The organism is Gordonia desulfuricans NBRC 100010 (assembly GCF_001485495.1).
In the GTDB taxonomy this organism is placed as follows: Bacteria; Actinomycetota; Actinomycetes; order Mycobacteriales; family Mycobacteriaceae; genus Gordonia; species Gordonia desulfuricans.
On sequence record NZ_BCNF01000106.1, the window covers coordinates 19,531 to 31,559 of the forward strand.

Here is a 12,029-nt window from a genome sequence, read left to right on the forward strand (position 1 = left end):
AACGAGACTCAGACACGCACCCCGGAGTGGATCGCCGCGATACCGCCGGTGAGGTTCTCCCAGCGGACGTTGTCGAATCCGGCGCCGCGGATCAGATCGCCGAGGCCGAACTGGTCGGGCCACGCCCGGATCGATTCCGCCAGATAGACATACGCGGCCGGATTCGACGAGACCCGCGTGGCCACCGCCGGCAGCGCCTTCATCAGGTACTCCATGTAGACCGTGCGGAACGGTCGCAGCGTCGGCGTGGAGAACTCGCAGATCACCAGGCGCCCACCGGGTTTGAGAACACGGTGGAGTTCGCTCAATGCCTGCGGGACGTCGTGCACGTTGCGCAGACCGAAGGAGATGGTGGCCGCATCGAACGACCCGTCGGCGAACGGCAATGCCAGCGCATCGGCCGCGACCTTCGGGACGTCGCGCTGTGCCCCGGCCTTGAGCATGCCGAGCGAGAAGTCGGCGGCCACACACCGCGCCCCCGACGACGCGAGCTCCACCGTCGAGACGGCCGTCCCGGCCGCCAGATCGAGCACGATGTCGTCGCGGGTCAGTGCCAGGGCCTTGCGGGTCGCCTTGCGCCAGCGCCGATCCTGCGCGAACGACAGCACGGTGTTGGTGATGTCGTAGCGCTTGGCGACGCCGTCGAACATCGCCGCCACCTCGGCGGGATCCTTGTCCAGACTCGCGCGATCGACGTGTTCGTGGTCGTTGCCGGCGGTATCGGTGCCGGCACGATCGGTATCGGCCATGCCGACCACGCTACCCGGCGAGCCGAATCCCCTCGGACGTCAACCCGCCCTCGCCGCGGCTCTCGGCGATCACCGCACGGTAGTGCCCGACGAGTTCCTCGCACAGCGCCGGCCAGGTGCGGGTGCGCACCGCCGCGAGTCCGGCCCGGCCCATCGCGGTCCGCTGCACCGGATCGCGCAGCGCGTCGATGGCCTCACCGATCCGCGCCTCGTACTCGCCGGGTGCCAGCAGGAACCCGGTGGCCATCGGCGTCACCAGATCACGCGGCCCACCGGCGTCGGGTCCCACCACCGGCAGCCCCGACGCCATGGCCTCCTGGATGGCCTGGCAGAACGTCTCGTGCTCGCCGGCGTGCGCGAACACGTCGAGGCTCGCATAGGCGCGCGCCAGCTCGGCGCCCCGCAGTTCGCCGGTGAACACCGCATTCGGGCACAGCCGGCCCAGCCGCGCACGTTCGGGGCCGTCGCCGACGATCACCAGCTGCACGCCGGGGTCGGCGTCGAGCGGGGCGAGCCGCTCGACATGCTTCTCCGGGGCGAGCCGGCCGACGAAGCCGACGATCAGCCGGTCGGCTCCCCCGGTCCACTCCGACCGCAGCCGCTCGTCCCGATGGGCCGGGGAGAACTGCTCGGTGTCCACCCCGCGGGCCCACCGGTGCAGCCGCGGCACCCCACGCGAGGCGAGTTCGGCCATCGTCGCCGACGACGGCACCAGCGTCCGCGCGCACAGGGTGTGCAGCAGCCGGGTGTACTGCCAGGCGGCGCGGCCGGCGAGTTCCATCTTGTAGGCCTCGGCGAATCCGGCGACGTCGGTCTGGAACACCGCCACCGTGGGCACCCGCAGCGTGCGGGCGGCCACCGCCCCGGCACCGCCGACGACGAACGGGGATGCCAGATGCACCACGTCGGGGCGGACGTCGCGCAGCGTGCGGTAGAGCGCCGGGGTGGGCACCCCGATCGGCAGGGAGGTCACGCCGGGGAACCGCATCGACGGGACGGTGTGGACCGGGGTGCGCCGACCCACCTGTGGCGGTGCGGTGTGGCCGTCCCGGACCGAGTCCGGGGCGATCACCACGGCCGTGTGACCGGTGCGTTCCAGGTGGTCCACCACCCGCAGCACCGAATTGACGACCCCGTTGACCTGGGGCAGGAAACTCTCGGCGACGATCGCGACGCGCATGAGGGCATCGTCCCGAGAGGCGGTGACGGTGGTGGTGGCCGGACATGACGCCGACGCGAACTGTCCGCGAATGTCCGGCGTCACACGGCCTCACCCCTCAGGCGTCGACGGTCTCCCGCTCATCGGCCGGCCCGGGCTCGGGCCGTGGCCCCTCGTCGGCGGCGGCGGCCCGGCGCTGCGACCAGCGCACCCACCGGCGGTTGCCCTCGGCGATCAGCAGCATCAGTGCCACCACCACGATCCAGCCGATCACCGCGACCGACGCCGCCGGGATGATCGACAGCGTCCAGTCGCGTCCGGCCGGGCGTGCCAGGTCGGGGTTGGTGGTGTCGTATTCGACGCTGATCCGCTGTCCGGTGCCCAGCTCCGTCGGGTACAGCAGGCCAAGACGCGGGCTGACGATCTGCCCGTCGGGGGTCTGGAAGTAGGCGACGGCGTGCAGGCGGTCGGCCGAGACGATGTCGGCCATCACGGTGCCCTTGTTCGCGTCGATCGCCGCATCGTTGCGATAGGCGGCGACGACGATGCACGCCGACAGCACCGTCACGATCAGCCCGATCACCAACAGCGTCTTCTGGACACGACGCAGGATGACCGGACTCATGTCGCCCAGGATACTCAGCCCCGTCCCGGAGCCCGTTCAGCGCAGCCGCGCACCGATCCCGGCGTGTACCGCGCGCAGCCGGTCGCGGTCGGTGCTCACCTCGATCACCTCGATACCGGTGTCGGCGTCGGCGGCCAGGGCCGACGGCAGTCCGTCGAGTCCGACGAGCCGGTGCGGGATGTGGAATCCGGCGCACAGCGAGGCGATGTCGGTGTGGTGCGGCGTCCCGAACACCCGCTCGTAGGCCCCGGCGTAGGCGCCGGTGTTGAACCGCGGATCGCCCTGCTCGAGCATGCTGAAGATGCCCCCGCCGTCATCGTTGGCCACCACGATCGTCAGCCGGTGCGGCCGCGGCTCACCCGGTCCGACGATCAGCCCGGTCGCGTCGTGGATGAAGGTCAGGTCCCCCATCAGCGCGACGGTCCGCGTGCCCGGGTGTTCGGCGTCGCGGGCCAGCGCCGCGCCGATCGCGGTGGAGTTGGTGCCGTCGATGCCGGCCACCCCACGGTTGGACAGCACCGTCACCCCCTGCCCGAGCCGGCCGGCCAGGGCGATGTCGCGGATCGGGTTGCTGGCGCCGACGACGAGCTGTTCGCCGGGGCCCATCGCCGCCGACACCGCCCGCGCCACGTGCAGGCCGGTCGTCGAGCCGGGGGCGTCGAGTTCGGCGTCCACCGCGTCGAGGACCCGCTGGTGCACCGATGCGCAGTCCTTGAGCCAGTCCTCGCGGGGTTCGGCGATCGCCTCCACGCGGGTGCCGGTGGCGTAGACATTGCCCGACACGTCCGGCCAGCGCGGGCCGGTGGTGACCGCATACACCTTGACCTGCGGGTCGGCGAGCAGTCGCGACACCCCGCGGTGCAGGGTGGGGCGGCCGCAGATGATCGCCTGCCGGGGCGTGATGTGGTCGAGCGCGAGTGGGTGCAGCGGGGTGGCCGGATGCGGTGCGGTCGGTTCGGCGATGGTCGGGATGCCGTCGAGTGCCGGATGGTGTCCGGCGCCGTGACCGGCGATGACGACGGTGTCGGCGGACAGATCGATGGGCAGCGGGATGTCGAGTCTGCCGACCGGTGCCTGCGTCCACGGCATGCCGTCGGGGCGGCCGGCGCAGCTCCCGAGGTCGTCGTCGGGGAAGGTCTCGGGGTCGGGGACGAGGGGTTCACGCAGCGGGATGTCGAACTGCACCGGGCCCGCGTTGCCGGTGCGGGCGCCGCGCGCGGCGGCCAGGACCCGGCCCACCGCCGACCGCCACTGACTGTTGGTGTCGAGATCGGATTCGGCCAGCCCCAGACTGATCGTCGCCCGCACCTGCGTGCCGAAGATGCCGAACTGTTCGACGGTCTGGTTGGCCCCCGACCCGAGCAGCTCGTACGGCCGGTTGGCGCTGACCACCACCAGCGGGACGCGGGCATAGTTGGCCTCGAACACCGCCGGACTCATGTTGGCCACCGCGGTGCCGCTGGTCATGATGATCGGCACCGGCCGCCGCGACGACACCGCCAGCCCCAGTGCGAGATATCCCGCCGACCGTTCGTCGATACGCACGTGCAGCCGCAACCGTCCGGCGGTGTCGGCGGCATGCAGCGCGTAGGCGAGCGGCGCATTGCGCGAGCCGGGACACAGCACCGCCTCGCGGACACCGCCACGGATCATCTCGTCGACGATCACCCGCGCCTGCAAAGTCGAGGGATTCATGGCTCCCACAGTATTAGGCTGGTGGTGATGGGTTTCTACGACGACCGCGTCCTGCCCCACGTCATCGACCTGACCTGCGGGTCCTCGATGCTCGATCCCCTGCGTGCCCGGACCTGCACCGGGCTGTCCGGTGAGGTACTCGAGATCGGTTTCGGGTCGGGCCGCAACGTCGGCCGCTACCCCGACGCCGTCTCCCGGGTGGTGGCGGTGGAACCGTCCGACGTCGCCTGGCAGATGGCCGGCTCCCGGGTCGCCGGCTCCCCGGTCCCGATCGAGCGTGGCGGCCTCGACGGGCAGCGGCTGCCGTTCGGCGACGACACCTTCGACGCGGCGCTGTCGACGTTCACCCTGTGCACCATCGCCGACCTGCCGGCCGCGCTGCACGAGCTCGCCCGGGTACTGCGCCCGGGCGCGTCATTCTGCTTCCTCGAACACGGCCACGCACCCGACACCGCGGTACAGCGGTGGCAACGACGCCTCGAACCGATCCAGAAGCGGATCGCCGGCGGTTGCCACCTCACCCGCGACATCCCGAAACTGCTCGCCGACAACGGTTTCACGGTCACCGGCATCGACCAGTTCTACCAACGCGGCGTTCCCCGGCCCTACGGCGCACTCAGCCTCGGGACCGCCACACCCACAGACATTTGATGGAACGCAACCACCTCTGAGGTGGTCACCCCCCGAACTCGGCCGACGGAGATTTCGACACGACTCGTCGCTACGCTCCTCATCGGCTCAATCAACGTGACTGCCGCGCAACACTCTTCACGACGCTTCCGCATCGATGGTTGATTTCGACAAGCTCAATCCGACGGAGCAGGACGTCCTCGCGCTAGCGAGGCCGACCGGCCGTCGAAACCTCCGCACCCCACACGATGGTTGAGCAGGACGTCCTCGCGCTAGCGAGGCCGACCGGCCGTCGAAACCTCTGCCACCTGGCGCTGGAACATACCCACCTCAGAACTGGTCACCTCCCAACGTCGGCCGACGGAGATTTCGACACGCCTCGTCGCTACGCTCCTCATCGGCTCAATCAACGTGACTGCCGCGCAACACTCTTCACGACGCTTCCGCACCGATGGTTGATTTCGACAAGCTCAATCCGACGGACCAGGACGACCTCGCGCTAGTGAGGCCGACCGACCGTCGAAACCTCCGCAGCCATTTGATGGTTGAGCAGGACGTCCTCGCGCAGCGAGGCCGACCGGCCGTCGAAACCTCCGCAGCCCACGCCGGAACACAACCACCTCCCAAGTGCTCACAACCCGGCGCCGACCCCTCACCCGGACATTCGGGGGACGCACCCCTACCCTGTACCCGGTGCCCCGCTGGATTCTGCTCATCACGCTGACCGCAGCCGGGACGTTTCTGCTCGAACTCGCCGACGTCGACGCCGCCGCTCTCTTCGCCGGCCTCGTGGTGGCAGCGGTGCTCGCGATCGCGGGTTGTGCACCTCGGGCCACCGCGGCCCCGAACCCCGACGACACCGACACCCCCGACACCCCGATCGTCCCGCGACCGGTCTTCTTGTCGGCGCAGGGTGTCCTCGGTGTCTTCATCGGCACCATGGCCGACCCGGACATACTGTCGGGCCTGGGGTCGTCGTGGTTCCCGGTGCTGGTCATGGGTTTGGGCACGCTGGTGTTGTCGGTGGCCGGCGGCACCCTGCTGGGCCTGCACAAACAGGTCGACACCCTGACCGGTGCGCTCGCACTGGTGGCCGGCGGGGCGTCCGGTCTGGTCGCGCTGACCCGCGAACTCGGCGGCGACGAGCGGATGGTCGCGGTCATCCAGTATCTGCGGGTCGCCCTGGTCACGGTGACCATCCCGATCATCTCGTCGTGGGTGTTCGGTGCGTCGTCGGCACCGGTCAGCGCGGCGGGCCCGGGCCTCGTCGACCAGGCGTGGGGTCTGCTCCTGCTCGCCGTGTGCATCGGGATCGGCGCCCCGCTCGGGCGCCGGCTGCATCTGCCGGCCGCGGGTCTGCTCGGCCCGATGGCCTTGACCACCGTCGCCGAACTGACCGGCATCGCCGCGAACGCCGAGGTCTCCCCCGTGCTGCTGGCCGTGGCGTATGCGGTGATCGGCTGGCAGGCCGGGCTCGGTTTCACCATGCCCAGACTGCGCGCGATCGGCCGGGTGCTGCCCCTGGCGGTCGTCCTGATCGTCGGGATCGGCGTGGGCTGTGCCGCACTGGGCGTGCTGTTGTCCGTGTGGACGCACGAGTCGATGTTCGACTGCTATCTCGCCACCACCCCGGGTGGCATCTATGCGGTGCTGGCGGCGGCGACCGCAGCCGGCGGGAATGTCGCATTCGTGGTCGCGGCGCAGATCCTGCGGGTTCTGCTCATGTTGTTCGTCGCGCCGTTCGCGGCACGATGGGCCGCCCGCCGGATGAGTACCTAGCGCAACTGTGACCTACGTCGCGTAACGGTTACTCTCGGCACCATGAACGGGGAATCCACAGCTTCATCGTCCGACCGTGAGTTCGACGTCATCGTCTTCGGCGCCACCGGCTTCGTCGGCGAGCTGACCGCCCGCTACCTGGCCGAGCACGCCCCCGCCGGGACACGGATCGCACTGGCCGGGCGCACCGAGACCAAACTCGCCGAGGTGCGCCGACGGCTCCCGGCCACCGCGGCGTCGTGGCCGCTGGTGGTCGCCGACGCCGGCTCGCCGAGCTCACTGGATGCGATGGTCGCCCGCACCCGCGTGATCTGCACGACCGTCGGCCCGTACCTGCGCTACGGCGAGGCCCTGGTGGTGGCCGCAGCATCGGCCGGCACCGACTACGTCGACCTCACCGGTGAGGTGCCGTTCGTCCACTTCTCCATCGCCAAGGCCCACGACACGGCCGTCGCGACCGGCGCACGCATCGTCCATTCCTGTGGCTTCGACTCCGTCCCGTCCGATCTCGGCACCTATGTGCTCTACCGCAAGGTTTCCGACGACGACGCCGGCACCCTCACCGACACCACCATGGTGGTGCGGTCGATGCGCGGTGGCCTCTCCGGCGGCACCATCGATTCGATGCGGGTGATCGCCGAGCAGGCCAAGGACCCGCAGGTCCGCCGGCTGCTGCTCAATCCGCAAGCACTCTCGGGCACACCCGCCGACACCCCGAAGGTGTCGATGTCGAGCGAGCCGAGCGACATCGCGATCGTCCGCGGCAAGAAGGTCGACCCGTCGTTGTCAGGGACGCTCGCCCCGTTCTTCATGTCCTCGTACAACACTCGCGTCGTCCGCCGGTCCGATGCGCTGCTCGACGGCGCCTACGGCCCGGACTTCCACTACTCCGAGACGATGAACGTCGGTGGCGTACCCGGACTCTCGACGCTGATCGCCGGTGTCGTGGGCGTGGGTACCGGGGCCTTCCTGGGGGCGATGAGCTTCGGCCCCACCCGTCGGCTGCTCGACAAGGTGCTCCCCGATCCCGGGCAGGGACCGAGCGAGAAGAGCAGGGACAAGGGCCATTTCGTCACCCAGACGTTCACCCGCACCAGCAGCGGCCGCCGCTACCGTTCGCAGATGCGCGCCCAGGGCGATCCCGGTTACAAGGCCACCGCGGTGATGCTGGGCGAGAGCGCGCTGACCCTGGCCCTCGACCGTGCCGCCCTGCCTGCCCGGACCGGTGTGCTCACGCCGGCTGCGGCGATGGGCGAGGCACTGGTGGACCGTCTGCGGGCCGCCGGTTTCCGGATCGACGCGCAGGAACTCACCTAGAACCAGGAACTCACCGAGAACACAGACGGATTCGGTGACCGGGCCCGAACGCCCGGCCACCGCCGCACTCACACCCGGGTGGTGTTGTTGTTCGCGAACAGCGACTGCAGCCAGGTGAGGAAACTCTGCCATGCCTGCGACACCGCCGACGACACCGACGAGAACCCGGACCGGATCGCCGACACCAACTGGTCGAACACCGACCGGGTCGGCTGCTCCGGCTCCACGACGACCGGCTTGGTCACCGTGACGGTCACCGTCTTAGTGGCCGTTCCGCCGTGCCCGTCGTCGACGGTGACGGTGAAGCTGTCGGTGAAGTCGCCCGCGGCACGCTTGACCGGATCCGGTGTGTAGGTGAGGGTTCCGTCGCCGTTGTCGGTCAGGGTGCCGTGTGCGGGATCGGTCGTCGTGACGGTCACCGCGTCGGCGTCGGCGTCGGCGGTGACCACCGAGACCACCACCGCCCCGGTCTCGGCCGACGGCGCACCCTGGCTGGTGGCGACGGTCGGCGACTCGTTGGCCGGGTCGATACCCACGTTCACCGTCACCGGCGTCAGCCCACCATGCCCATCCGAGACCGTCACCACGAACGAATCCGACGTCACGCCACCACCGGCAGCGGCATGTTCCACCCCCGCATCCGGGGTGTAGACGAACGACCCGTCCGGCCCCACGACCACCTTGCCGTGCGTGGGATCGGAGGTGACGTCGAACTGCAGCTCGTCGTCGTCGGCATCGGCGGCGACGATCGTGCCGGTGTACCCGTCCTGCACCACCTCGGTGACCGTGGGCGCCTGGTTGGCCGTGATCGACACCGAAACCGGCACCACCAGCACACCGCCGTGTCCGTCGCGGACCGTGACCTCGAACGAATCCTGCAGTGTCTCACCGTGTACCGGTGCGGTCGCCGGAATGTAGGTGTACGTGCCGGAGGAATCGACCACCGCACCACCCGATCCCGGTTGCGTGGTGACCTCGTAGGTGAGGGTGTCGCCGTCCGGATCGGTCACACCCAGCGAGCCGGTCTCGCCGCCGGACACCGCCGACGGCCCCGCCGGTCCGGCATTCTGTCCGACGATGCCGACGTCCACCCGGATCGTCTGGGCCTGTCCGTACCCGTCGGTGTAGCTCACCTCGAAGAAGTCCTGCGTCGCACCGCCGGCCGCCGCGGCATGGGCCGCCTCGGCACTCGGCGTATAGGTGTACACGTACAGAGTGGTCCCCGCGAAGTTGCCGCCCAGATACGGCGCCAAGGTGACCGTGCCGTGCTCGGGCTCGGTGGACACCGAGTAGGTGATGACGTCGGCGTCGGGATCCAACCCGTACAGGACGCCGGTGGTGGTGCCCGTCTGGGCGATCTGGACCCATGGACTCTCATTCGTCGGGAAGTCGGTCCCGTCCGCACCGTCCAACCACGTATCGCCTCCGCTGGAAACTGCCGTGATGATCCCGGCCAGCACCGGCTGACCGGCCGCATTCCGTTCCCCTTGAACCACATACGCGGTCGTGCGGTAGTTGTAGCCGTCGCTGTCGCGGGTGAAGGTCTGGCTACCTCCGGCCTCGATCAGGTGGAAGGCGACGGGCTGATGCGTGGAGTCGTACTCGATCACGCTGATCGGTGCGGTTCCGTTGTTGGTGATCACGACCTGACCGGCATCGTCGAGGGCATAGGCCACCCCTGCTCCGGTCAGCGTGGTGCGATCGCCGAAACGCGGGATCGTCGTGTTGCTCGCGACGAGCTTGGTCTCGTCGGAGTCCGCCGGCGTCCAGTACCGGTCGCCCGGGTCGACACCACGCCAGTCCCCCAGGGTCAGTGCGGGATTCCCGTCCCCGGCGATCGGATCGAGTGACTGCACCGTGCCGCGCGAATGGGCGATGACACCGTAGACGACCGGAACACCGGCATGGGTGCCGGTCGTGGCCTTGGGACCTTGGACCACGGCGAAGCCGGTGCCCCCGGAAGCGGCGGTCGGGGCGTCGTAGGTTCCCCCCCGGGGCGATGACGACGAATTCCGAGTGGCTGTGGTCGTACGCCATCCAGCTCACGGCGATGTCGTGGTCACTGTCGTTGTGGATCGTGACGATGTCGCCATCGCGCGTGTAGTAGATGCCTTCGGCGACACCGTTGGCACCCACCATGGTGCTCGGCAGCACGCCGTTGCTCACGCTGGACGTGCCCTCCTTGACATCCCAGAAGCGATCGTCGGGATCGAGGGCATACTCGGCATCGGTCTTGAGCGGGTACTGACCGCTCGCCGGCGACACCTGACCGTCGACCGAGGTGAGCGCGCCGATGATTCGGATGGCGCCCGACGCATCCCGTTCCTGCTGCACCATGTACGCGACCTGCCCGGTGGGCGGCACCTGGAGGGTCGCCGACTGGCCGGGGGCCAGAATGGCCATCCCGGGGCCGACCGGCTGCAGGAACGCGTCATAGGCGACCACCGCGACCGTCTCGTCGGAGTCGTTGGTGAACGTGATCGTGCCGTCCTCGGCGGAGTACCCGTAGTGCACGCCGTGGTTGTCGCCGGCCACTGCCGCGGTCAGGGCCTCGTTGGGCGACCAGAAGTGATCATCGGGGTCCAGCGGGCCCCAGACCGGGTCGGACAACCCCGGAACACCATCGCCGAAGTACGCGTCGTATGGGAGCACGTACCCGGGCGATCCTGCCGACGGAGCGACCCGGAGGATGGCACCGTAGATCTGCGCCTTACCGGCATTCGGCCCCGTGGTCTCCTTGGGTGCCTGGACGACGATGACCCGGGACCGATCGTCGGTGGCGCTCGACGAGTGGGTCTGACCTGCACCGATCACCACGAGCTCGTCGAACTGCAGGGTCGAGCCGTCCGCGGTCGAGTAGACGCTGACCGCGATGTCGTGGTCGGAGTCGTTGTGCACGACGATCGCGCCGTCGTCAACGGTGTAGTACACGTTCTCGTCGTGTACGCCGACACCGTCTGCAGGCCAGTATCCGGTCGTGGCCGGATCGTCGGTCTGCCAGAACCGGTCATCCGGTGCGACCTGCGCGGCCATCGCGATCAGGCTGCGCGCCAATGCATTCGGCACACTCGACGCGGTCAGGTCGAAGGATTCGAGGTCGGCTTTCGGGGCGTGCCGACCGAGGACCAGTTCGGCGATGGTGGCCTTGGGGACGAACTGCTTCTCACCCGGTCCGACCAGTCCGAGGTAGTCCGATCCGTCGTGACGGCTGCGCCGGTTGAGCACCCCGGCGACCACGGCGGCCTGGTTGACCAGGATCAGCCCTTCGGTGCCACTGCCGCCGGTCAGCCGGTAGAACAGCTTGCCGATCAGCCCTTCCGGCTCCTCCGGCGACTCGATCGCCCCCACCGGGATCTCGATCAGCTCCGACCCGCCGGCAACGGTCCCGGCCCCCTGACCGGTACGGGGCTGCCCGGCGGCCGCCGGGGCGGGTGTGGCGGCATGCCGTCCGCCCGGGAGCCGATGCCGCGGTGGCGTGGTGGGCGTTTCGTGGGCGTCGGAGTCCGCCACGACAGGCGATCCGAGTTGTGATCCGGTGACCGGTGCACCCTGGGTCGGGACGCTGGTCGTCGTCGACGGTTCCGGACCGGTCGCACCGGGTTCGGATGGGTCACCCGACACCGGTTCGGCGACAGCCGTTTCCGTCTCCCCGGTGTCATCAGCCGTCGAATCACCGGGCACACCGGTCGAGGCCGGCGACCCCTCGGCCCCCGCCTCGGACGTCCCGCCGTCCGAGGCACCCGCATCGCCGGTCCCGGAGCCCGACGCGCCGGAATCCGCGGACCCCGGCCCACCCGACCCGGAATCATCCTCCACATCAACGGAATCGGTACCGTCATCCGTTTTCTCGACGCTCGTACCGGAACCCGCACCGCCGTCGTCGGCCAGTGCGACGGCGACGGGACCGGCCGCGAACAATGCCGCCGCGATACCAGAGGAGGCGACGACGCGCCGTGTGAGACCGAGTTTCTTGACCGAGGACTTTGTCATTGTCCGTTCCTTGTCATGTCGCAAATGCGGAGGAAGTCACCGGGATCCGTGATCCCGGATACCTGACGAATCCGACACAAACTAG

9 protein-coding genes are annotated in these 12,029 nt (G+C 69.5%); 3 read left to right on the top strand and 6 right to left on the bottom strand.

Annotated elements, in window-relative coordinates; genetic code table 11:
- Positions 1-8: 8 nt before the first annotated feature.
- The 4 genes from GD1_RS16990 to menD form a co-directional block, all read right to left on the bottom strand.
- Positions 9-749 (bottom strand): demethylmenaquinone methyltransferase, encoded by a 741-nt coding sequence (locus GD1_RS16990; RefSeq protein ID WP_053778875.1) that lies wholly within the window; start codon positions 747-749, stop codon positions 9-11.
- 10 nt (positions 750-759) lie between these two features.
- Positions 760-1,929, bottom strand: a complete 1,170-nt coding sequence (locus GD1_RS16995; protein ID WP_059038451.1) for a glycosyltransferase family 4 protein — start codon at positions 1,927-1,929, stop codon at positions 760-762.
- Positions 1,930-2,026: 97 nt separating this feature from the next.
- On the bottom strand, positions 2,027-2,533 hold the full coding sequence (locus tag GD1_RS17000) for a DUF3592 domain-containing protein (RefSeq protein ID WP_059038437.1): 507 nt from the start codon (positions 2,531-2,533) through the stop codon (positions 2,027-2,029).
- A gap of 36 nt (positions 2,534-2,569) precedes the next feature.
- Positions 2,570-4,228: a 2-succinyl-5-enolpyruvyl-6-hydroxy-3-cyclohexene-1-carboxylic-acid synthase gene (menD, locus tag GD1_RS17005; protein WP_059038439.1), complete on the bottom strand. Its 1,659-nt coding sequence runs from the start codon at positions 4,226-4,228 to the stop codon at positions 2,570-2,572.
- Positions 4,229-4,255: 27 nt separating this feature from the next.
- On the opposite strand from menD, the gene GD1_RS17010 reads away from it, so the two are divergent.
- The 3 genes from GD1_RS17010 to GD1_RS17020 all read left to right on the top strand — a co-directional run bounded on the left by GD1_RS17010 (position 4,256) and on the right by GD1_RS17020 (position 7,954).
- Complete coding sequence (locus GD1_RS17010) at positions 4,256-4,879, top strand: class I SAM-dependent methyltransferase (protein ID WP_059038453.1); 624 nt, start codon at positions 4,256-4,258, stop codon at positions 4,877-4,879.
- A gap of 672 nt (positions 4,880-5,551) precedes the next feature.
- Complete coding sequence (locus tag GD1_RS17015; RefSeq protein ID WP_059038441.1) at positions 5,552-6,637, top strand: AbrB family transcriptional regulator; 1,086 nt, start codon at positions 5,552-5,554, stop codon at positions 6,635-6,637.
- A gap of 42 nt (positions 6,638-6,679) precedes the next feature.
- Positions 6,680-7,954 carry a saccharopine dehydrogenase family protein gene (locus tag GD1_RS17020; RefSeq protein WP_059038443.1) on the top strand — a complete coding sequence of 425 codons (1,275 nt, stop codon included), beginning with the start codon at positions 6,680-6,682 and terminating at the stop codon, positions 7,952-7,954.
- 68 nt (positions 7,955-8,022) lie between these two features.
- Here GD1_RS17020 and GD1_RS25685 read toward each other — a convergent pair whose 3' ends face one another.
- Together GD1_RS25685 and GD1_RS25495 are read right to left on the bottom strand one after the other, a co-directional pair.
- On the bottom strand, positions 8,023-9,597 hold the full coding sequence (locus GD1_RS25685; protein ID WP_307190351.1) for a cadherin-like domain-containing protein: 1,575 nt from the start codon (positions 9,595-9,597) through the stop codon (positions 8,023-8,025).
- Positions 9,503-11,944, bottom strand: coding sequence for a prolipoprotein diacylglyceryl transferase (locus GD1_RS25495; protein WP_059038445.1), 2,442 nt, complete (start codon positions 11,942-11,944; stop codon positions 9,503-9,505). Before GD1_RS25495 ends, GD1_RS25685 begins: the two co-directional genes overlap by 95 nt.
- Positions 11,945-12,029 lie beyond the last annotated feature (85 nt).